At 42.4% G+C, this 22,452-nt stretch carries 22 protein-coding genes; 14 read left to right on the forward strand and 8 right to left on the reverse strand.

Annotation, left to right across the window (positions count from 1 at the left end; all coding sequences use genetic code 11):
* The first annotated feature begins 416 nt into the window (after positions 1-416).
* From D4T97_RS01020 to D4T97_RS01035, 4 genes are all read left to right on the forward strand, one after another.
* Positions 417-752, forward strand: a complete 336-nt coding sequence (locus tag D4T97_RS01020) for a hypothetical protein (RefSeq protein WP_126046791.1) — start codon at positions 417-419, stop codon at positions 750-752.
* A 102-nt stretch (positions 753-854) separates the two neighbouring features.
* Positions 855-1,565, forward strand: a complete 711-nt coding sequence (locus D4T97_RS01025) for a TerC family protein (RefSeq protein ID WP_164525415.1) — start codon at positions 855-857, stop codon at positions 1,563-1,565.
* A 174-nt stretch (positions 1,566-1,739) separates the two neighbouring features.
* Positions 1,740-2,303 (forward strand): TetR/AcrR family transcriptional regulator, encoded by a 564-nt coding sequence (locus D4T97_RS01030; RefSeq protein ID WP_126046795.1) that lies wholly within the window; start codon positions 1,740-1,742, stop codon positions 2,301-2,303.
* An 84-nt stretch (positions 2,304-2,387) separates the two neighbouring features.
* Positions 2,388-3,614, forward strand: a complete 1,227-nt coding sequence (locus tag D4T97_RS01035) for an MFS transporter (protein ID WP_126046797.1) — start codon at positions 2,388-2,390, stop codon at positions 3,612-3,614.
* Between the two features lie 56 nt (positions 3,615-3,670).
* On the opposite strand, the gene D4T97_RS01040 is transcribed toward D4T97_RS01035, so the two are convergent.
* Genes D4T97_RS01040 through D4T97_RS01050 form a run of 3 tightly spaced genes read right to left on the reverse strand, consistent with a single transcriptional unit; the run spans position 3,671 to position 5,615 of the window.
* Positions 3,671-4,354: a hypothetical protein gene (locus D4T97_RS01040; RefSeq protein ID WP_126046800.1), complete on the reverse strand. Its 684-nt coding sequence runs from the start codon at positions 4,352-4,354 to the stop codon at positions 3,671-3,673.
* On the reverse strand, positions 4,351-5,247 hold the full coding sequence (locus D4T97_RS01045; RefSeq protein ID WP_126046802.1) for an ABC transporter ATP-binding protein: 897 nt from the start codon (positions 5,245-5,247) through the stop codon (positions 4,351-4,353). Before D4T97_RS01045 ends, D4T97_RS01040 begins: the two co-directional genes overlap by 4 nt.
* Positions 5,244-5,615 carry a GntR family transcriptional regulator gene (locus tag D4T97_RS01050; RefSeq protein ID WP_126046804.1) on the reverse strand — a complete coding sequence of 124 codons (372 nt, stop codon included), beginning with the start codon at positions 5,613-5,615 and terminating at the stop codon, positions 5,244-5,246. The genes D4T97_RS01045 and D4T97_RS01050 overlap by 4 nt, the downstream gene beginning before the upstream one ends.
* A gap of 185 nt (positions 5,616-5,800) precedes the next feature.
* On the opposite strand from D4T97_RS01050, the gene D4T97_RS01055 reads away from it, so the two are divergent.
* Positions 5,801-6,622, forward strand: coding sequence for a cytochrome c oxidase assembly protein (locus D4T97_RS01055; RefSeq protein ID WP_164525416.1), 822 nt, complete (start codon positions 5,801-5,803; stop codon positions 6,620-6,622).
* A 12-nt stretch (positions 6,623-6,634) separates the two neighbouring features.
* Here D4T97_RS01055 and D4T97_RS01060 read toward each other — a convergent pair whose 3' ends face one another.
* Both D4T97_RS01060 and D4T97_RS01065 read right to left on the reverse strand, forming a co-directional pair.
* Entirely contained in the window at positions 6,635-8,785 is a 2,151-nt protein-coding gene (locus D4T97_RS01060) for an MMPL family transporter (RefSeq protein ID WP_126046808.1), read from the reverse strand.
* Positions 8,785-9,186: a hypothetical protein gene (locus D4T97_RS01065; RefSeq protein ID WP_126046810.1), complete on the reverse strand. Its 402-nt coding sequence runs from the start codon at positions 9,184-9,186 to the stop codon at positions 8,785-8,787. Before D4T97_RS01065 ends, D4T97_RS01060 begins: the two co-directional genes overlap by 1 nt.
* Positions 9,187-9,379: 193 nt before the next feature.
* Here D4T97_RS01065 and D4T97_RS01070 point away from each other — a divergent pair, with 193 nt between their 5' ends.
* The 6 genes from D4T97_RS01070 to D4T97_RS01095 are packed head-to-tail and all read left to right on the forward strand — an operon-like array spanning position 9,380 to position 13,512.
* The gene (locus D4T97_RS01070; protein WP_126046812.1) at positions 9,380-10,090 is read left to right on the forward strand and encodes a cytochrome c biogenesis CcdA family protein; all 711 of its coding nucleotides are present in this window, start codon (positions 9,380-9,382) and stop codon (positions 10,088-10,090) included.
* Positions 10,091-10,109: 19 nt separating this feature from the next.
* Entirely contained in the window at positions 10,110-10,808 is a 699-nt protein-coding gene (locus D4T97_RS01075; protein WP_126046813.1) for a response regulator transcription factor, read from the forward strand.
* On the forward strand, positions 10,795-11,850 hold the full coding sequence (locus D4T97_RS01080) for a sensor histidine kinase (protein WP_126046816.1): 1,056 nt from the start codon (positions 10,795-10,797) through the stop codon (positions 11,848-11,850). Before D4T97_RS01075 ends, D4T97_RS01080 begins: the two co-directional genes overlap by 14 nt.
* A 57-nt stretch (positions 11,851-11,907) precedes the next feature.
* Positions 11,908-12,312 carry an OsmC family protein gene (locus D4T97_RS01085; protein ID WP_126046818.1) on the forward strand — a complete coding sequence of 135 codons (405 nt, stop codon included), beginning with the start codon at positions 11,908-11,910 and terminating at the stop codon, positions 12,310-12,312.
* A complete protein-coding gene (locus D4T97_RS01090) occupies positions 12,309-12,914 on the forward strand; it encodes a hypothetical protein (RefSeq protein WP_126046820.1) in 606 nt (201 codons plus the stop codon). Before D4T97_RS01085 ends, D4T97_RS01090 begins: the two co-directional genes overlap by 4 nt.
* 4 nt (positions 12,915-12,918) lie before the next feature.
* On the forward strand, positions 12,919-13,512 hold the full coding sequence (locus tag D4T97_RS01095) for a peroxiredoxin family protein (protein WP_126046822.1): 594 nt from the start codon (positions 12,919-12,921) through the stop codon (positions 13,510-13,512).
* Positions 13,513-13,557: 45 nt separating this feature from the next.
* Here the strand turns inward: D4T97_RS01095 and D4T97_RS01100 are convergent, their stop codons facing one another.
* From D4T97_RS01100 to D4T97_RS01110, 3 genes are all read right to left on the reverse strand, one after another.
* Entirely contained in the window at positions 13,558-14,952 is a 1,395-nt protein-coding gene (locus D4T97_RS01100; protein WP_126046824.1) for a sensor histidine kinase, read from the reverse strand.
* Positions 14,949-15,623, reverse strand: coding sequence for a response regulator transcription factor (locus D4T97_RS01105; RefSeq protein WP_126046826.1), 675 nt, complete (start codon positions 15,621-15,623; stop codon positions 14,949-14,951). Before D4T97_RS01105 ends, D4T97_RS01100 begins: the two co-directional genes overlap by 4 nt.
* A 185-nt stretch (positions 15,624-15,808) precedes the next feature.
* Positions 15,809-17,512: a sigma-54 interaction domain-containing protein gene (locus D4T97_RS01110; RefSeq protein WP_235872117.1), complete on the reverse strand. Its 1,704-nt coding sequence runs from the start codon at positions 17,510-17,512 to the stop codon at positions 15,809-15,811.
* 343 nt (positions 17,513-17,855) lie between these two features.
* Here D4T97_RS01110 and D4T97_RS01120 point away from each other — a divergent pair, with 343 nt between their 5' ends.
* The 3 genes from D4T97_RS01120 to D4T97_RS01130 all read left to right on the forward strand — a co-directional run bounded on the left by D4T97_RS01120 (position 17,856) and on the right by D4T97_RS01130 (position 22,281).
* Complete coding sequence (locus D4T97_RS01120) at positions 17,856-19,577, forward strand: urocanate hydratase (RefSeq protein ID WP_126046832.1); 1,722 nt, start codon at positions 17,856-17,858, stop codon at positions 19,575-19,577.
* A 266-nt stretch (positions 19,578-19,843) separates the two neighbouring features.
* Entirely contained in the window at positions 19,844-21,094 is a 1,251-nt protein-coding gene (gene hutI, locus D4T97_RS01125) for an imidazolonepropionase (protein ID WP_235872118.1), read from the forward strand.
* Positions 21,095-21,114: 20 nt separating this feature from the next.
* Complete coding sequence (locus D4T97_RS01130) at positions 21,115-22,281, forward strand: M20/M25/M40 family metallo-hydrolase (RefSeq protein WP_126046836.1); 1,167 nt, start codon at positions 21,115-21,117, stop codon at positions 22,279-22,281.
* The last annotated feature ends 171 nt before the right edge of the window (positions 22,282-22,452 follow it).

The raw sequence follows: 22,452 nt of genomic DNA on the forward strand, positions 1-22,452 counted from the left end.
CATATGTCAGCCTAGCAGGTTACTCGAAAGCATCTTGAGAAGCTTCTCTGAAGATATCCATGCAGCTTTGCGACGAGCTGAATAAGACTTATTCGAATAAGCTATGGCGCAGGAGCACTTTTGCTTCATTGAAGGCTTGTGACCTCGAGGGGCTGAGCGCCGGAGCTAGCCAATGATTATAAATTTGCCCGCAGGCTTAAACCTGCGGGCAAATTTTTTTCAAAAATCCTTTATTAGGGTTGCAAAATACAGTAGATCGAACATTTGCCAAACAGCTGAGATAATTGTAACCCCTTTTTCATCAAATTTACATACGTTGTAATTTTATAGAAATGAAGCTGAAAAGTTTCATTGGTAAAATGTAAGATGGCCTATTACTCTGCCTACGTATTATAGATGATAAAAGGAGATTGAACATGGAGGAATATATAAAAAAGTCTTTGGAAGAATGGAAGGAAGAAATTTGCGAATTATTAATTGAAATAGATAAAAGATATGAAGAAACAAACCGGGAACTTCGTGTTTATTCCTATAAATTCAGTATTACCAAACAGGTTATACAATCAACTGTAAATGAAGAAATTATTCAAAACATCCGTGAGCTTTATCATACACCTTTTGAACAAAGGTTTTTCAAGTTAAAAGAAGAAATAAAAGATCTTGAAGAAAAGAAAAAAGTTTTTCAGATGTTTGTAGATAAAATTGATAAAGTGAAAGGAAAAGAAGAAAAGCCGTATGAATCTGTCCAATAATTGAAACTGGGAACCATAGCGGGGCTCTTTTCTATACACTGGCAAAAGTCTCCTCTTGGGGAATTTACCGGGCTTTTCCACATACAAATAGTGGTAAGGCGTATGGAAGGAGATCAGGCTTATATGATCCAGGACTTCCTTCAAGTGTTCTTGATGACACTTGTAAGCGATATTGACAATATGCTGATTCTCGGAGCAATATTGCGAAAGCATTCCTATTTGGAAGTGACTTTTCTGGCGGCTGTACTTCTGACATCCACACGAACAGTTTATGTCGGGTTAGTAGAGGGGCTGTCCAACGTTCCGCTGTTTCATTTGGTGACAGGGGTAATTTTGCTTTTTATTTCATTTAAACTTGTTACAAAGCTAATTTATGGTGCAGAAACTTTCAGGCCTTCGCGCCGTTCGTCATTCAAAAAAGTAAAGATATTGGCTGCTCTGGCGGCAACTGACTTTTTAATTTGCTGGGATGGTGTCCTGATCATTTCAAATATTTCCGACCAGTTGGCGGTTATATCATTAGGGATTTTAGGCAGCCTTTTAATCTCGCTATATTTTTTACGGCTGATCATTAAACTGGCCGCAACCATTCCTTGGATTAATATAGTTGCCGGAGGTTTTATTGCCCAAAATGCCATTACAGCCATATTTAAGGACCCGTGGTTAGCGAGATGGATCAACTATATGGACGTATTAGTACCTCAGGTAAACATTGTAAACACAGCCGCCAATGGAGCCGTCATTATTATTGTTGTAATTGGCCTGGTTTCCTACATTACACATCATCGAATTATCATACATAGGAAGTTTTGAACTTTAAGATTGAATCACCTCAAACCCCAGTAACGGATTAAGAATCTATTACCGGGTTTTTTCTATTGGCCTAATTGCATCTTGCGGCAAGGTTTATTTCCCTGTATAATATGTGACAATAATTAAACTTATAAAACTATTTCGGTTTAATTAGTTTTTCGGAGGGATATTTCTATGAAAGACAGAATTATGCAGGCCTTTGTTGATGAGGTGAAAGACAAAGGCATTAAGTTTACGATGAATGACTTGGCTGGCCGTTTGGGCATCAGTAAACGTACGTTATATGAACATTTTTCATCGAAGGTAGAAATCTTGGAATCTATTATAGAATTGACGATTAAAGAATTTGATGAAAAAACGGAAGCCATCGTTCAAGACAGCAGCCTGACAATCTTAGAGAAAATTAAAGCTGCTATTATGGTTGTTCCGAAATACGATGAGTTTTATGATCTGCAAATCTTGGAAGAGATGAAAAAGTACTACCCTCAACAATGGGAAAAAATGAATAACTCCTTATATGAGTGGGAGGCTTTAAAAAAGCTTCTGGAGCAGGGCGTTGAGGAAGGCCTCATTAAAGATCAAAATATTGAGCTGCTGATGCGGCTGGTCATTGATTCTACGAATCTTACGTTGGATCGGCGGTTCATTTGGGAAAATAGAATAACAGTGGAAGAAGCGATGAAAGGCATCGTGAATGTTTTATTGTTTGGAATGGTTGCAGAAAATGCGGAGCAATAAATATCTGCAGTTTCCATCTTGTTTTTTTGCATAAATAAACCAGGAAAACTAAAATAGTTTTCAAATTTTTATTGAGGTGCGAAGATGAATTTTTTTAAACAGATGAGCACAAAAAAAAGGCTGGGCTTAACGTTTGCCATAGCTATAATATTTTTAGATATGCTGTTATACAGCGTCATTATTCCGCTGACACCATATTATGAAGGAACATTTGAAGCGTCGTCCACCATGATAGGTATTTTATTTAGCAGCTATTCAGTTACTTTATTGTTGACTACTACATATTTTGGCAATTTGACAGATCGGATTGGGAGAAAGAAGCCAATTATTATTGGATTGATCGGAATGTCAGCCTCAACTATTCTGTTTTCCCATCCCATCAATTTTGAAATGCTGATTATTGCCAGAGGATTGCAAGGCATCGCTTCGGCAGCAACCTGGACAGCTGCGCTTGCCCTCTTGGCAGATCTCTTTGTAAAAAAGGAACGGGCGGTGGTCATGGGATTTGCCATGACCAGTATGTCTGCAGGTACACTGCTTGGAGCACCGATTGGCGGTTTTCTTGTTGAATTCGGAGGATATCTCGCACCTTTTTATACAATTTCAGTGCTATTGCTCATTACTACAGTCTTTGGTCTGATCTATTTACAAGATGAAAAGCGGCCTGTCATTCAGAAATCAAAGAAGCCATTGGATTTGTTAAGGCAGCCTGCGGTCATTTGGATCTTGATGATCATGGTAGTAAGCGAGGGCACCCTGACGATGCTTGAACCTATATTGCCGATTTATTTATCCAGTACCTTTAGTGGAAACTCAATTTTCATTGGCCTGATGTTTGGAGTGATTACATTAGCATACGGAATCATGGCTCCAATATCGGGCTCTTTGGTAATTAAATATACACCCAGCCGGGTTGTACTTATTGGTTTGTTACTAGGAGGATTATTCCTGCCTTTTGTTGTCCTTGCTCAATCTACCTTACAATTGGTGATTGCCTTAGCGCTTCTCGGAGGGAGCATGGGCCTTGCGGTATCACCCACGTTAACCATGCTGGGAGATACACAAGGTGACGGAGATCAAAGCTCATATGGGGCTTTATACAGTTTGTTCAATATTTTTTTTGCCGTTGCGGCAATTATTGGTCCCTTTTTTGGCGGAGTGCTGACAGATGTATTTTCGGCAAAAATTACAATCTTCATTACGAGCGGAGTTGTCCTGCTGGGAACAATTGGATTATCTGTAACAAGAAAAATCAGCATGGGCAAACAAGATTGTGTTCCAGCCCCAGATGCCGTACAACGAATAGACTGAAATTTTATCAAAAGACATGCCCAGGACCGAATCCGAGGCATGTCTTTTCCAGTTCTTTATATTGAAGCTTTTCGAAGCAGTATATACGAGACAGCCATATTGAACAAAATAAACGGTAGAAGCCAATAGGATAGCCCGGCCGCAGTTTGGGAGTTGAACCATTGGAAGATATCGGACCAAACATGAAATTGATGGAACAGGAATACGACGATACTTACGATCAGAAAAGCTCCCAACGATAAAAGCAACATACCTTTCCCGCCAAATCGTCGGGCAAAGCTTCCAATCAAGAATCCTAGAAAAAATAAAAAGGTTAATTGAATCATATACATGATCAGCTGCTCGAAGAAAGTACCGTCATTCAGGTAGGGAAAGTGGAAAAAATGGAATCTCTCTCCCCAGCCGTTAGACATGTTTTCAAGGTAGGCAAAAATACACATCAAGGCGGCAATGATGAAATTTACTGCGAGGCCCATAAATGCAGTCCCGTAGTAGTAATCCTTTCTAGTAACGGACATTCCGACCGCAAATGGGAAGGATTGGGCGACCACCATGATTCCCAGCACTAGCACATATACAAAAATGGAGGTTACTCCGCCCGTATAAAACTTTTCATCATTATTGATCAGTAGGCTGACAAGCAGATTGACGAAATAACTTAAAGAGAGAATGAGCGCCGGAATATAGATCCAACTCCATCTATCTTTTCTATGAATGTTTACTACGCTTTGAATATTCATTTGGCCACCGCTCCTTTTGAGTCGCGTTTCCCGGTTGTCAGATAGACGATTAACTGCTGCAGCGAAACCGGTGTCACTTCAAGACCAACTGCTTCCGCTTGTTTTTGTTCAGGACCGTAATCACTTCGGATGACTGTGGCTGAGAGTAATCCTCCGAACGGTTCCTTATGGACAATTTCTTTTCCGGCAAGGAAAGCTTCGACTTTGGCTGATTGGCCGGTAACCGTGTAAGCCATCCCTCTGAGTTTCTCCGCGTCTTCATCGATCATAAGCTCACCGTCCGCAATCACAAATATATGCTCCAGCAAATTACTGACCTCATCGATTAAATGAGTGGAGAGGATCACTGTGCGCGGATGTTCCACGTAGTCCTCCATTAACCGATCGTAAAAAACCCCCCGAGAAACAGCATCCAGCCCCAAATAAGGTTCATCGAAAACTGTCAGCGGTGCACGGCTGGCAAGGCCGACAACGATGCCTACAGCCGACAACATTCCGCGCGACAATTTTTTTATTCTCCTTTTTAAGGGCAGATTAAAATCCTTGATAAGCGAATGTGCAAAATCGGGGTCCCAGTTTGGGAATAATGATTTTGATACTTCAATCACATCCCTGACAAGAAAATTATCCGGGTATTTCTGGCTTTCTTTGATAAAACATATTTGGTTCAGTACTTTCCTATTTTCATAAGGGTCTTCATTGAATACCTTTAGGACGCCGCTTGTAGGAAAAATTTGTGCCGTGATCATTTTCATCAGTGTTGTTTTTCCAGCGCCATTTCGGCCAAGAAGTCCGTAAATTTTATTTTCTTTAATGGAAAAGTTAACGTTTTGAACTGCTTTAAAATTTCCAAATGACTTCTCCAATTGACTAACCTCAACAATGTTCTTCAATTGTGCTCATCTCCTCTCCGGATCATTTCAGTCAGTTGATCGGTTGTGATTCCAAGCTTTTTCGCTTCATGAATCATCGCAACGATATATTGTTCAAAAAACAGCTCTTTCCTTTTTTCAATGACCTTTGCACGTGCACCTTCCGCCACAAACATGCCAATCCCCCGCTTTTTGTAAAGAATACCTTCGTCCACCAATAGATTTACTCCCTTCGCGGCAGTAGCAGGATTGATCTTATAAAATGCTGCAAACTGGTTGGTTGAGGGGACTTGAGCTTCTTCTGCCAGTCCGCCTGAAAGGATGTCATCTTCAATGCGTTCAGCAATTTGAATAAAAATTGGACGGCCATCATCAATTAAACTATTCACTGCTTCACCACCATGTTGGTTAGTTACTTGTGTAATTAACCATATAACGTTAGCGGTCTAAAGTCAATGTGTTTTTATGAAAATACTTAAAAATGGGTTCCAGTATATTTTGTTCGCTGTGATAAGCTGCAATGCTGTGCCATACAATAAATAAGTACGGGGAAATAGTTGAAAGGGGGAAAGCCATGGACTTTTTGGGAGGAATGGTTACATGGAATATGCCGCTTTTAATGGTTCTTGCGTGTATTTCGGTCATTTACTGCTTTTTCATAAAGAAGGACTTGAAAATTAAACCCATTCAGCCTTGGCTGTTTTTCATGTGTATCGGTTTGTTTTACTTGCTGATGGGAAGTCCGTTATATGTAATCAGTCATGCATCATTCAGTACGCATATGATACAGATGAGTATTCTTTATTTTGTTATTCCACCTCTTTTTTTGCTTGGAATCCCGGCAGGGGTCATCCAAAAAATCAAGACGTCCAACATACTAAAAATGCTGTCATTTTCTCCGTTTATAGCTCTCATCATTTTTTCAATCCTGTTCTTTCTCTATCATTTACCCCCGGTTTTATCATTTCTTTTCAGTCAACCAGCAATCCATGCAGGATTCAATTTCATATTGCTCGTTCTGTCTTTTTTGATGTGGCTTCCCGTCACTGCATCTGATACCGGCTCTGAAGATAAGAAGAAGCGGTATTCATGGTGGAGCGGTATATTATTAATGCCAGCCTGTCTGCTATTTATTGTGAATGGATTAATAAGTGAAGTGAATGCCAGTCCCCTCTTAAATCAGCTTATTCTGGAATTATGTATCCCTGCCGGCCAAGTGGATTCTTTGCTTCCATTTCAAATGAATACGAAAATTGATCAAGTCCTGGGCGGGCTTCTGATGCTAGGTCTCCACAAGGTCAGCTTGATGATGACCTTCCGGCTGAGCAGTTTGAAAACAAACGAGGAGAACGTAAAGTTTGAAATAATAAAACCGTCACTCCGAAGGATGGAGTGACGGTTTGTTTTGTTATTTCGACAAAACCCGGGAAGTGACAGGCACTTTTTCAGGCATTTTTTTCGGCCAAAAACTCCATTTTCCAAGGAGGGTTAAGATGGCCGGGATGAGCAATGGACGGACGACGAATGTATCGATCAATATTCCAAGTGCCATGATGAAGCCGAACAATTTCAGTTCGTAAATCGGCATTGTTGCAAGGACAAGGAAGGTTGCGGCCAAGATCAACCCCGCAGAGCTGATGACGCCTCCTGTACGATCGACTCCTCTTCTGACAGCATCGACGAACGACATTGATTTAAGTTCTTCCCGTATACGTGCAATCAGCATGATCGAGTAGTCAACGCCGAGCGCAATCAGGAAAACAAAAGAGTATAGCGGAATTCGATAGCTGATGCCATCGAGTCCCAGAATGACTTTAAACAGGAACAGTGCCAGGCCGATGGTCGCTGCGTAAGAAAGGAGAATCGTTCCCATCATATAGATAGGGGCAATGACAGACCGCGTCTGGATGCCAAGCATGATGGAAATAAGCACGGTCATCAACACCATGACGACGATCGTGTCACGCTTGTTGATATCGCGAAGGTCCGCATTCTTGGCGCTCTCTCCAGCAACTAATATCTTTGTATCTGTTAATCCGGCATCTTTTAAGATGGTGTCGCTTTTGGACCGGATTGTTTTTACTGCATCAAAAGCCTGCTGTTCATATGGATTGCCTTTGAAAAGGATAGAAAACTTGGCCGCCTTTCCGTCTTCTGACAGTGGATGGCCGGTGGCGGCAACTTGATCCACGCCGTTTATTTTTTCAAACTCTCCAATGGCTGACTGGACGTCTTTCATCTTCAGCTTTTCGCTGGAAACAAACAGCATGGTGCCCGGTGCAAGGCTTCCTTCTGAAAAATCTTCACCCAACTGTTCATAACCGATTCGTGAAGATAGATCCTCGGGGAAGGATGCAATCAAATCATAAGACTCTTCAAGGTTTGTGGTATTCCAGGCGCCAACCGCTAAAAGCAGCATGATTGGAATCAGAAAAACCGCCGGACGCTTTGTCACCTTGTCAGCAAGTTTCCCCCAAATCGATTTTTTCTCAGTTTTTTCATCTCCGAACTTCGGAATGACAGGCCAAAAGGCTTTTCGGCCGGCAATTGCGAATAACGCTGGAAGCAGCGTGAGCCCGGCTATAAGCATGAAGCCTGCAGCAATCGCAAAGGCGGGGGCAAAGTTCCGGTAAGGCTCATACAGAGCGAAGAATAAAGTTGCCACCCCTAGGACAATCGTGCTGCCGCTGAAAAAGATCGGTTCTTTTACATGCCGCATCGTTTCGCGCATCGCAGCATCTTTTTTCTCATGGGTGCGAAGCTCTTCGCGGTAACGCGAGAAAATGAGCAGGGAATAATCGGTTACTACAGCAAATAAAAGAATGGTCATGATGGAAACCGCCTGGCTGTCAATGGCAAACAATCCCGCTTCTGTTGCCAGCCCGATCACTTTATCGACAACCGTGTAAACGATGGCAGCACCAATAAGCGGAATAAACGTCAGCAGCGGTGAACGATAGATTAATAGAAGCAATACTAAAATCAATCCGACCGTTGACAGCAATAAAACCACATCCGCACGGCTGAACAGCTCCACCGCGTCAGCCGCAATGCCTGCCGGTCCAGTCCAGGATAGCTTCACATCGTCAGCAATAGATACCTGCTTTTTAATTTGTTCCACTGCAGCATGCAGGTCATTGCCTTCCAAGTTTTCGGGCAATGTGATGGGGATGAAAAATGTTCTTTTATTTTCAGAGAGAAATGAATTTCGCACATCCGGAGACATGTTGGATAAAGGGAGCGGTTCAATGTCCCCGAATTTTTTATCAACCTTCAAGCCTTCAACTTCTTTTGAAAATGCCAATGTATCTTCATCCGTTAAGCCGTCTTCCTTTGAAAAAACAGCAAATAGCGGCAGTCCTCCGTCAGCGGGAAAATGTTTTTCCAATTGCCGGTCGGCAACGATGGACTCGACATCTGCAGGCAATCCCGCGTCCTTATTCGCGACGACAAAATCTTTGGCGCCAGGGGCAAAACTTGATAAGATGCCTGCCAGCGCCACCCAGACCACCAGTGAAAACCACCAGAGGCGGCTGCCTTTTAACATTCCCTTTTCCATTATTGTTTCACATCTTTCTCAGTGAGGAATGTGACGAAAATGAATAATACAAAACTGATCAGAAGAACACTTCCGCCTCCGATATAAAAGATCAAAGAAAAGACTTTATTGACGCCAAAAGGCTGAATAAACTGGAACCACATGCCTGCCGTCAACCCGATGGAACCAAGGATTGCTGTCCAGCCGTGTGCGGTGATCAACTTTTTCGCACGTACTTTAAACATTTTATAAAACGCTCCCCAGGCAAACATCGACAGCCACCCTACCAAAAGGATATGCGCGTGGACAGGGCGGAATGCATAGGATCCGGAACCGGCCATATGCGATCCCAGCACTGTTCCTATCAACCCAAAAATCGCCGCAATACGAATCAACCGGATACTCCATTTTTCTTGAGACATCATTCGTTCCTCCTAGTTTGTTCATGTTATACGTTTATCCTAATGCCCGAACATGAACGCAACATTAACTGGAGGTTACAAAAGTTAATTTCTGCAAATTTGAAACAGATTGTTGATAAAAAATGAGGTGCCAATCTTAATCAAACTTTAACAATTCACTTCCATAATGAAACTGAAAAAGGAGTGAGGATCGATGAATGACGTCGGAGTATTTTTTGCACTGGCGGGGGGCGTATTATCTTTTTTCTCCCCATGTGTATTTCCCCTTTTGCCTGCCTATATCACCCATTTGACAGGCGGGCGGATTGAAGATGCTAAAATTCAGGTCAACCGAACGAAACTTTATACCCGTTCAATCGGATTTATTATTGGATTCAGTCTCATTTTTATTGCGCTTGGGGCCTCGGCAAGCTTTATCGGGAAGGCTTTGGCGAATTACCGGATCATCATTATGCAGTTTGCCGGCCTGCTCATTATTGTTTTTGGCCTGCAGATGGCAGGTTTATTAAAATTTAAATTCCTTATGAGAGAAAAAAGAATTCAAGCTGAACACGGATCAAAAAATATATTTAGTTCCGTATTATTGGGAATGGCTTTTGCAGCAGGCTGGTCTCCTTGCGTCGGACTGGCTCTTTCCTCCATACTGTTGCTAGCAGGTTCATCAGAAACGTTAAGCCAGGGTGTTTTTCTTTTAGCTGCATATTCTCTTGGAATGGCTATCCCATTTTTTTTCATTTCCATTGTTCTTTCCTATTCATTGAAAGCAATGAGGAAAATTAATAGGTTTTTACCGAAGCTGGCATTTGTTAACGGCATGATCATGGTTATGCTGGGGTTCCTCGTCTTAAGCGGGCAAATGCAGAAAATTAGTGCCTGGCTGGCATCATATAACTTATTCTTTTAATAAGGAGGAGGGAGCGCGCTTGCTGCATAAAAATCTAATTGGAAAATCGGTTTTGATTGTAGAGGATGATCCAAAGATACGCAACCTCGTAAAAATCTATTTGACACGAGAAGGTTATGAAGTGATAGAAGCGACGAATGGCTTGGAAGCAAAGGAAAAAATAGAGGAAATGGATCCATGTATTTTAATTCTTGACCTCATGCTTCCCGGAATCAGTGGTGAAGAAATATGCAGATGGGTTCGAGAGGAGTATAAAAGCATGATGCCGATCATTATGCTGACAGCAAAAGTTTCGGAAAAAGACCGGATCAAAGGCTTCAAATTAGGTGCAGATGATTATGTTGTCAAGCCTTTTAGCCCTGGAGAATTAATGGTCCGTATCGAAGCGGTGCTTAGAAGGACGGCGAGCCGCTGTGGTAAGCTGAGCTTTATCGGATTTACGATCAAGCCGGCAAAAGGAGAGGCGTTAATCAACGGCGAACAGCTTGAATTAACCCATTTCGAGTTTAAGCTTCTTCATATATTCATGCAGCATCCTGATCAAATTTTATCAAGGGAACAAATCCTCTCTTTTATCTATGAAAACAATGAAAAAGCTGTATCAGACAGAACGATTGATGTCCATATTAAAAATTTACGTGAAAAAATAAAAGACAAAACGCCTAAGGATTATATTCAAACCGTACGTGGAATGGGGTATAAATTTGTGGCTCTTTAAAAGATTTTCCAACCTTTTGTCAAGACTTATCGCCCTGAATAGTTTTGTTATTTTGCTCGTCATTCTTGTCGCAGGCATATCCGTTAAGGATTATGCTTGTTTTTTGGTTAATTCGGAACAAGTCACGGGACAGGCTCTTGTTGACACCTTGAACGGATTTCTTTGGAAAGTTGGAATAGTTGTTTTTATTATAGTGGGGCTGTTTCACTATTTTACAGTAAGAAAAATGATGCGTCCCATTAAATCTTTATCAGCTGCGGCGAAATTGGTAAGGGAAGGCAGCATCCCAAGCAACATTGATGTAAGAACATCTGGCGAGATGAAAGAGTTGATTGAAAGTTTCAATTCAATGACCGAAACCCTTTACGCAGTTCAGGAACAAAGGGAGGAAATGCTTCGCGATATCGCCCATGAACTTCGTACTCCTTTAACAAATATAAACGGATATCTTGAGGCCTTGCAAAATGAGGTGATAGAAGGGGATTCCGAATTATTTGGTTCACTGCTCGAAGAATCCCAGCGTATTACAAGAATTGTCGAAATGATAACAGAATTGAATTCGTGGGATGATGGGAACTTTTTCTCGGATAAGGAGTTTCATCCAGTAATGGTCAATGAAGTGCTGGCCAAGGTGGTTACGACTTTCCAATTGAAGCTGGAAAACAATTTTAAAAACATTGATATTCATATTGAACAAGCGGAACTACTGGGGAATCAGGACGGCCTCAAGCAGGCTATTACAAATATACTTCAAAATATTATTGATTATAATACCGAAGAGACATTGACCGTGAACGGATCGGTGGAAAATGAAACATACACCATTGTCTTTTCACATACTGGTCAATTTATTGATCCTGAAAAAAAAGAACTTATCTTTGAGCGCTTTTACCGATTGGAACAATCAAGAAGCACGGAAACCGGTGGTGCAGGTCTTGGGCTTGCCATCACCAAAAGTATTATTGCTTCCCATGGCGGCAAGGTCGGAATCAAGACAAATGGCACCTGCCATACTTTTTGGATAAAGCTTCCTTTGAATTGACATTTTAATCATTCCTTAACAAATACAAATTATCATGATTTTGAGAGGAGTGATGAGATGGAATTTACCATTGAAAATAACCATATTAAAGGCAGTCTGGGGTTTGGAGAAATTGCTGTGGCACCGAATGAAACAGACGGTTACCGCCCATACGAGCTTTTTGTTTCTTCATTAGCCGGCTGCAGCGGAATCCTGCTTCGTACCATTTTAACAAAAAGAAGAATTACATTTGAAAACATCAAAATGGAAGTTACAGCGGTTAGAAATCCCGAAGAGGCGAATCGGATTGAACAGCTTTCTTTTTCGGCCCGTGTTTATACGGAAGATCCAATTACTCCGCAGCAAGCAGAAAAGATGGCCCATTTAGTGCTGAAAAATTGTGGGATGATCCAGTCAGTCATTCAGTCAATTAATGTCAAGTTCAGCATTGAATGTACCCCTTTGAATGGAAGTAAGAATTGACCTATTTCCAAGTCGGCAGTTTAGCAATTCCGGCTGTTTGGATTGCCGTTGTAGGGGCACTTTTTGTTGCATCCCTTTTTAACTGGGCTGTTATGGGTAAAAAGGTTGAGGATTGGTACTGGAACGGCTTTTTCTATTATTTTGTTTCATGGAAACTAAGCTATATTGTATTTAATTTTAATCTATTTTTAGACATGCCAATGTCGGTCTTATATTTCAATGGAGGTGAAAAAGGCCATGCTCTTGCGTTGGTCATACTTTCCATTTATCTACTGGTCGCATTAAAGCGATTCCCATTTTTATATGAAGAAAGTTCCAGGCTTTTTCTGCTCTACTTTATTAGTTATCAAGTGATAGTAGGATTTTTAGAAAAAAGCAGCTTGGAGATGTTCATCCACCTTGTATTGTTATTCGGTTTCCTTCTCCTATTACAAAAAATGAAAAAAATCCTGATATCCAGTCAAATGTTCCTGCTGTTCGTATTCCTTGAGCTATTGATCATCAGCTTGTTTAATTCTTTTTTTTCGTTGGAATCATTGACCATTATCTGGATGGGCTCGATTGTATTTATTCTAGGTATGAAAGCTGATAAGGGGGCATGATGACTTGAATAAAAATTTTTTGTCTGTTGCAATTATCATACTGGCCATTGCCATTGTAGCCGTCAATTTGTGGAAGCCGGTTGAAAAAGAGGCTTCCAAAGACAAATCGAATACTGAAACGGAGGAAGTGACATCAGAGGACGAAAATGTTCCGGGCGTGGATCTCTCGCAAGTAAAAGAAGGAAAGCTGGCACCCGACTTTGAATTAGCTACATTAAGCGGTGAAACAGTAAAACTTTCCGATTATAGAGGGAAAAAAGTAATCTTGAATTTTTGGGCAACATGGTGTCCGCCCTGCAGGGCTGAGATGCCTCATATGCAAAGCTTTTATGAAAAAAACAAGGATAAAGGCATTGAAATAGTGGCCGTGAACTTGACGAGTATGGACAATGGGAAAATGCAAATAGATAAATTTAAAAAAGAATATGGTCTTACCTTTGATATTCTCTTAGACGAGGATGGGGATATTGGTATGCAATATCAAGCCTTTACCATACCCACAAGCTATATTATCGATACAAACGGAAAGATAGCACAAAAAATTGTCGGCCCAATGGATGAGCCGACGATGGAAAGCCTGACGAACGAGATCGAGTAAGACCTCCTTTGCTTGTAGAGAAAGCTCTTATTCACTACAAGCTTTTTAGTTTTCGGTGAATGGGGAGGCCGGCAATGTCACAATAAATGTAACACCTTCTTCTTCATTCCTGCGTACGTCGATCCTGCCCCCGTGGAGCTTAACTACCTGTAGGACAATCGACAACCCAAGCCCCGTTCCAGCAATCTGCTTTGTCCTTGATTCGTCCACTCTGTAAAAACGATCGAAAATCCGTTCCATATGCTTCTCATCAATTCCGATGCCGGTGTCAGAAAAGCTCACGGTTACTTTATCCGCTCTTTTAGTAAGTGTAATTTCGATTGACCCGCCTGCCTCGGTATATTTTAATGCATTGGATAACAGGTTTTCCCATACCTTTTCGAGGAAGGCAGGATCGCCTTGAAATTCCACTTCGTCAAGGTCTGTAGATAGGGACATTTCTTTTTCCTCAAGAAGCCATCTGTGCCTGCGAATGACTTCCATTAACTGCTCATCAAGTTTGAATGCTTTCTTTCGGAGCGGGGAGACAAGCTGATCCAACGAGGTTAAAAGCATCAGCTGCTTTGTCAAAGTAGAAAGCCGTTCCGTTTCCGATTGAATGACTTTTGCATAATTTTTTCGCTCCGCTTCGGGGAGGTTGCTGTCCGTCAGCAGCTCCGCATATCCTTTGATGTTTAAAAGCGGCGACTGGAAATCATGCGAGACATCGCTGATAAATTCTTTGCGCATCCGGTCATTTTCACTTAACCTCTCTGTCATCGTTTGGAAAGTATGGGCAAGCTGTCCGATTTCATCACGGCGATGGATGTCAAGCTCCGCAGCGTATTGTTCTTCGCCTACTTTTTTTGCAGCCACAGTCAATTTTGTGATTGGATCAATAAGCATTTTTGCGACAATCAGCATGACCAAAACGCTGATAATCGCCATTACTACAACCATTCCGCCAAGCAAATAATGGACCTCAGTAAAAAGGAATTTAATGTCGGGGCGGAGGAAAAGGGCATAGTTTGTCCCGTTATATTGGAAAGGGACACCAACCGTATTCGCCAGCTCGTCGGAGAAAAACCCCGTGACAAATGTTTCGCTGGGAAGATCCCTCATTCCGTGATAGACTCCACCATCCAATACTTGGTTAATAGCGTCCTCTGAGAGATTGTTAACTCGAAAAGCTGCTCCATACCCGGCGGTGTCATGCCGATCGTTTATGACAAATATTTTATAGCCCGCTGCAGCCTGCGTTTCAAGAAAGCTTTCTAAATTCAAATCTTGAGTGGATTCGATGTATGAAGCTAAAGATTTTGCAATCGACATGTTTTTTTCATCATTTTTTCCTTTAAGCTGCTGGTGATAATAGGTGTTGACGGCCAAAAAAGCAATCAGTCCGCTCATGATCATCGTTCCAAGTGTAAAGATAACGAATTTGCTGTAAAGGGATTTCATGGTTTTACAACCTCTAATTTATAGCCAACACCCCGGACTGTAGAGATGACTACATTTTCAGCAAGCTTTTCCAATTTATCGCGGAGTCTTTTTATATGTACATTCAACGTCTGCTCATCACCTTCATAATCAAAGCCCCAAACCCGCTCGAGCAACACCTCGCGGGTAAATACCTGATGGGGGCGGGAAGCAAGCAGGGACAGCAATTCAAATTCCTTAAGCGGCAGCAGAATCATTTTTTTACCGGCAGACACTTCGTAGCTTTGCCTGTTGATTTTCAAAGGACCAACCTCAATCAGCATATCAACGGCTTTATCATATCTGCGCAAAATGGCATTGATCCGGAAAAGAAGTTCCTTTGGTTCAAAAGGCTTAACAAGGTAATCGTCTGAACCAGCAAGAAAGCCTTTTTCCTTGTCTTCGAGTTCTCCTTTGGCTGTCAACAGCAGCACAGGAATATCCGCTTCAGCCCTTAACTTTTTCGTAAGTGTATAACCATCCATTCCTGGCATCATCACGTCGACAACTGCAAGGTCCGGAAACTCACCGTCTAAAAGGGCAAGTGCTTCCAAGCCGTTTGATGCTTTTAAAACGCTATAACCAGCCTGTGTCAAATGGATATTTACAAGCTCTAAAATATGCGGATCGTCATCGACAACTAGGATTTTCAATCGTCGCCAACTCCTTTTACTTAAACTGCTTCTATTATAAAGGAAATTGTGGCGTATGAGAAAAAGGTAAGGAAAAGGAGACGAAAGCCGTATTTCCAGTTTTCAGCACAATACTTTTCACCTTTTTATCCGTCCGCCATAAGTAGACAACAAAAATCAGTCTCTGCTCGGCTGTTTTTATGAATTCAGGTTGGTTTTACAAGTTTATGTTTTCTAATATGGTATTGGAGGCTTTGACGGCTGATTCCAAGTTTTCTTGCTGCGGCGGAAATGTTCCAGTCAGTCTGCTCCAAAGTAGCTGTTATATAATGTTTCTTTGAGGAAGTAAATAACGATTTAAAAGGTGTTGTTTCCTTTGTATCTTCTTGATTATTTGTCTCGACAGCTTGTATTTTTCCTCTCATAAAGACGGGCAAATGCTCTATATCGATGGCTTTTTCGTTATCGTTGAGACGAATCATCAGGTTTTCAATTAAATGCTCAAGCTCCCGGGTGTTTCCTGGCCAGCTATATTGAAGAAGCATTCTTCGCAATGCTTCAGTCATTGGTGGTGCGACCTTTGAAAACTTATCCTGGTAACGCTGGAGGAAATACTCGATAAAAAAGTGGATGTCCTCCGGCCGCTCCCGCAACGGTGGAATATACAGGCTTGTCCTGGCAATTCGGTAAAATAAGTCCAGCCTCATTTTTTCATTCGAAAACAGTATTTCAGGATCTTCATTTGATGCGCTGATGACCGTACAATTGATAGGCTTGGTATCGTTCGAACCGACTCTTCTGACAAGCCTTTCTTGTAAAACTCTCATTAGCTTGGATTGTAATGTCATCGACATGGAGTTAATTTCATCGAGAAAGATCGTGCCGTCTTCTGCATATTCAAATAATCCCGCTTGATCGGTTGCCCCAGTAAAAGCCCCTTTCACTGTTCCGAATAACGTACTTTCCAAGAGGTTTTCCGGTATGGCCGCACAGTTGACAGCCACGAATGGGCTATTTGCCCGCTGACTGTGGTTGTGCATACTTTGGGCAAAAAGCTCTTTTCCAGTGCCTGTTTCACCCACAATTAAAACATCTGCGTTGTGCACTGCAATGTTTTGTGCGTCTTTGATCAAGTTTTTTAGAACGAGGCTTCTTCCTTTAATATCTTCGAATGTAAACGTAGTCCCGTTGCTTGAATCAATCCTTTCTACCTGGTTGTCAACAGTATGCCTTTTTTCCTCGATTGTTTGGTGAAGCCTGTCCTTTAGAAGGGATTCGTTAGTGCTGATTGAAAATACAGCAATGGTCTCCCCGTTTTTTTGGATGGGGAAAGTACTGTAATTTACATATCGGGGAACACCATCAATTTTTGAGTGGGCTCTGTATCGTGAAAATATGGGCTTTTCCGTTTTTAACACGTGTTTATGCTCGGAGTTTTGTGGATTATAATTATACGCAGTCCAGAGCGGCTTCCCAATAACCTGGCTTTTGTTCAATCCCTCCATTTTTTCCTGTGCGTCATTATACAGGACAATATCCCCGTTCAAGTTGCTCATCATTACCCCCTCATCAAGGGAGTCGATTACTCTTTCAAGGCAATAAAGGCGATTGCTCTTGTTTTCTATGAGATTCGCCAAATCCTCAAGGCAAAGAATAATGTATGGCTGTTCAGAAGCGAAAATTTTCACTTCGATGCTATATTTTTTACCGCTTAGCACTTCAGAAAATATTTCTTTATGTTCGAAGCTAACTTCTTTGGATGTGAGTAATTGGGAGATTGGCATTCCTATTTCTATGCTTTTTGACAGATCCGGATTTGTATCATGCCAAATAATCTTGTGGTTTTTATTTAGAATGATGACCTCTTCTACAAAACTTTTAATAAGAGAACCGATAGCTGGTGCAAGCAAAGCAATTCCTCCTATTTGTTATTTATATATTCCGAATATATCATGCGTTGACATTTTTTTAAATAGTCTGCATGCAAAAACACTTTGCATGCTCTAAAAACTTAAGCAAATTCAGCGCTTTTTCCTGATTTCGATTAATTTTCCTTTTTTGGCATGCAAAACTTATCTGCGGACATGCCGAAAAAGGGGTGATTAGAAGGTTATCGAAATCAATTAAATTAACATGAAAGTACAGGGTTTTTGGGCGTTTTTTATAAAAAAAGCCTTTTTTCAAAAGTTGGCACGAGGCTTGCAGTAGTAATATGTGTGAAAGGAAATATTTACTACATAGGAGGAATTTTATATGTCAACACCAGAGATTTTGTATGAAGTAAAGGCACAAAGAGGCGACACGTTACGTTGTAAAGGCTGGAGACAGGAAACCATTTTGCGGATGCTTGAAAATAATATGGAAAATGCGGAAAAACCCGAAGAGCTGGTCATTTACGGAGGAATCGGAAAGGCAGCGCGCAACTGGGAGTCGTACCATGCCATAGTCAAATCATTGAAGGAGCTTGAAGACGATGAGACATTGGTTGTACAGTCCGGTATGCCTGTGGCAGTTTTCAAAACACATAAATACGCACCGACAGTTGTCATGGCAACAACAAACATCATGAAAGCTGACTGGCCGACGTTCTATGATCTTCAAGAAAAGAACTTGACAATCTACGCAAACTACACAGCGGCACCTTGGGAATATATTGGAACACAAGGGGTTATCCAAGGTACTTTTGAAACATTGTCCGCCATTGCACGCTTGCACTACAACGACTCTCTTGTAGGAAAAATACTCTTGACTGCAGGGGCAGGCGGAATGGGTGGAAACCAGACAAGAGCGATGACGATGCACGGCGGAGTAGCCATTCTTTGTGATTCAAATGTGGAAATCATCAACCGCCGGATTGAAAAAGGATTCATTGATGTATTGGTCGACTCACTGGACGAAGCGATTGCCATGGCCAAGCAATATGCTGCAGAGAAGAAAGCAATTGGTATCGCAGTTGTTGGAAACGCTGCCGATGTATTTGAAGAAGTCATTGAAAAAGGGTTCCTTCCTGACATAACAACATCCATGACGCCGGCGCATGACCCAATCTCTTACTTGCCATCCGGCTTTACCGTACAGGAAGCGGAAGAGTTGCGTGAAAAAGACTTCGACCTCTACTTAGAAAAAGCAAGGGAAACAATGATCCGCGAGTTGAAAGCGCTTATCAAATTCATGGATCTTGGCGTCCATTCATTCGAATATGGGACAAGCATCCGTAAAGAATGTATTGACGCTGGAATGGAGGAAAAAGAGGCAAAGCGCCTGCCAGGATTCGTTGCAGAATATATTCGACCGCTCTTCTGTGAAGGGCGTGGGCCTTTCCGCTGGGTATGCATGTCAGGAGATCCAGAAGATTTAAGGAAAATTGACGACATGATACTTGAGAAGTTCAGCGACGATCTGCTCGTTACACGCTGGATCAAGTTGGCAAAAGAGCATATCCCGATCGAAGCTCTTCCGGCAAGAATCTGTTATATGGGCTTTGGACAGCGTAAAGAATTCGCTCTTGAAGTCAATGACATGATCCGCCGCGGGGAATTATCCGGACCTGTTGCTTTCTCACGTGACAATTTGGACTCCGGCTCCATCGTGAACCCGACGTTCGAATCAGAAAACATGAAAGATGGCGGGGACCTTATCTCTGACTGGCCGGTATTGAACGGACTTCTTAATGCAGTGGGGATGTGTGACTTGATCGCGCTCCAGGCCAACTACTCCATGGGTGAAGCCGTCCACACTGGAGTCACAATGATTGCGGACGGAACGGAAGAATCTGATATGAGATTGGAAGTTTCTATGACAGTCGACTCCGGTATAGGTGTTGTCCGCCATGCGCAAGCTGGATACGAGATTGCTAAAGACGTAGCCAACGGAAAAGGAAAACTGACAGACGAAAGCATCAAGATCCCTCTTTGGTGGACTCCAAAAGCCACATTCGGACCGAAAGATTTGGAGAAAGAAGACGTTAAGGCATAATTTTGATGAGGGGTTGATGGCCCGTTCCAAACGGGCCACTCTTCATCTTATGCACTCATCTAACGGAAGACGTTTCGATGGGAGGGGCGAATAAAGGGCGAAAAGGGTGAGAATAATGAGTGAATTGGACAGCGCAGTAAGCGGAAATCACGATGGGAAACAAAATAGAACCATGCCATTTGGTTTTGGCGAACGGTGTTCGCTCTCATTATTGTACTCCGACACTTTTTATGATTTTGTGATTATAGAAAAGGAGTTTGATAGCTTTGTCAGAAACAAAGGTAAAAACAAAAGTAGATTTAATCATCGCCAATGCTGCCGAAGCATTGACTTGCAGCGGAAAAGAACTGTCAGAAATTGGCGTCATTAATAATGCATGGATAGCTGTCAAGGACGGAAAGATCGCTGGTATTGGGTCCGAGTCAGAGGTAAAAGACACTTTTGACTTCTCGAAAGCGAAAACGATAAATGCTTCCGGAAAAGTTGTCGCACCGGGATTTGTCGACTCTCATACGCATCTAGTGTTTTATGGGTCCCGTGTGGAAGAATATGCAGCAAAAGTGGCTGGAATCGATCCGAAAAAGTTAGAAGAGCAAGGCATTATTACGGGTCCGAATCGCACGGTAGAGTTAACCCGTGAATCTCCTGACGAAGAGTTATTAGAGCAGGCAAAGAAGCGGATGCTGACAATGCTTGAACATGGGATCACTACAGTGGAAAGCAAAAGTGGATATGGATTGACAACGGAAAGTGAAATCAAAATCCTTGAAATCAGCAGGAGGCTTGGAGAAGAAACACCGCTGGATGTGTTCAATACCTTTTTAGGTGCCCACGGGTTTCCGGAGGAGTTGTCAAAAGAAGAGTATATCGAAGAAATCATTAATGACATGATCCCGAAAGTGGCCAATCGCGGACTGGCGGAATTTTGCGATGTGTGGTGCGATGATGGCTATTTTACAGCAGAAGAATCGAGACGAATCCTTGAGGCAGGATTGAAACATGGCATGAAACCGAAAATCCACGCGGACGCCTACTCTTATATCGGGGGATCTGATTTGGCTGCGGAGATGAACATGGTATCCGTCGACCATATGAACTATACGCCGGAAGACGTCATGGACCGCCTGGCGAAAACAGACGTGGTTGCTGTGCTGATGCCAGCGCTTGATTTTGCGGTTGGTCATCAACGTCCGTTTGAAGCCCGGAAGATGTTAGATAAGGGCGTCAAAATCGCCTTGGCGACCGATCTTTGCCCGGCATGCTACACAGAGTCGATGCAGTTTGTCATCAACCTCGCGTGCCGCTTGTACCAGTTTTCCGTCGAAGAAGCAATCAAGGCTGCTACATACGGAGGGGCCCAAGCCCTTGATTTGGATGACAGGGGCATTTTGGAAGAAGGAAAAATCGCAGACATTCAAATATGGGATGTTCCATCCTATAAACATATCGCTTACCATCTTGGAACCAATGTTGTTGAAACTGTTATCAAGGATGGGGAGATCGTTGTAAACAAATAAAACAATCGGAGGGATTTTTCATGAGCACTGAACAAATTTCCAAAGCTGCCGCAAAAGTGGATGAGGATCGCCTGCTAGATTTGTTTCTTGAACTGGCAAAAATAAACGGGCCAAGTACGAAGGAACATCTAGTTGCTGATTATTTGAAGAAGGCCTTGCCGGAGCTGGGCTTTACGTTAGAGTTCGATGAAGCCCATAAAAACTTTGACGGGGAAGTCGGAAATATAGTTGCCTGGAAGGAAGGGACCGATCCAACGATTCAACCGCTCTTTTTCTCCACCCATATGGATACCGTGCTCCCCACAGAAGGACTGAAACCGGTCATCAAAGACGGGGTCATCCATTCTGACGGGACAACAATTTTAGGTGCAGATGACAGGGCGGCGCTTGCTGCCTATTTGGAGGCAGTCAGAGCAATCATTGAAAGCGGTGTGCCGCATGGACCGATTGAATTTATTTTAACTGTTAACGAACAGCCAGGCCTCGTTGGTGCAAGATATATGGATTACAGCAAAGCGAAAAGCAGAACAGGCTATATTTTCGACAGCAGCGGCGACGTTGGGCAAATTATTTTAAAAGGGCCTTATAGCAGCCGAATCTGGATGGAAGTAAAAGGAAATGCCGCTCATATTGCGCTGAATGCAGAGGAAGGAAATAGCGCCTTTTTAATTGCCGCGGAAGGTCTCTCTAACATGAAGTTGGGTGAGATTGACGAGGAAACATTGGCCAATATCGGCGTGATGGAAGGCGGAGAATTGACTTCCATTATTCCAGGAAGCATAACAGTCGGTGGAGAAGTACGCAGCTTTTCAAAGGAAAAACTCGATCGCCAGCTCAAAGCTATGGAAGAGGCCATGAAAGAGGCGGCCAAAAAGCATGGAGGGTCCGTGGATACAAGAATTGAGAAAAAGTATAGCGGGTTTGATATTCCGGAAGATCATATTTTAACAGAAACTGCACAGGCTGCCGCACACAACATACAGGTGAATCCATGGTTGACTGAAACGCTTGGCGGAGCCGACACGAACGTATTAAACGAAAACGGATTGACTTGCCTCACCCTTGGATTGGGCTTCCAAAACATCCATTCCTTCAGAGAATGCATCAGCATTGAAAATTTGATCAACACAGGGAGATTGACAGCGGCTCTTATTGAAGAGTGGTTTGAGAAACATAAACGGGCTTGATCCTAAGAGACCTAAGTGGTGGACAAATTGTCAACCCGGTCACTAAGAAGTGCTCTAAGTGCCGAAAGCAGCAGAAAGCCCGCCAACTCGGTAAGTTAAAGATTTGCCTATAAAAACCAATCACCTCTGAATCGGCACCAAGGTAATTATAAATAACCGGTCGCCATCTCT

This window comes from Siminovitchia acidinfaciens, from assembly GCF_003605385.1.
Taxonomy (GTDB): Bacteria; Bacillota; Bacilli; order Bacillales; family Bacillaceae_C; genus Siminovitchia; species Siminovitchia acidinfaciens.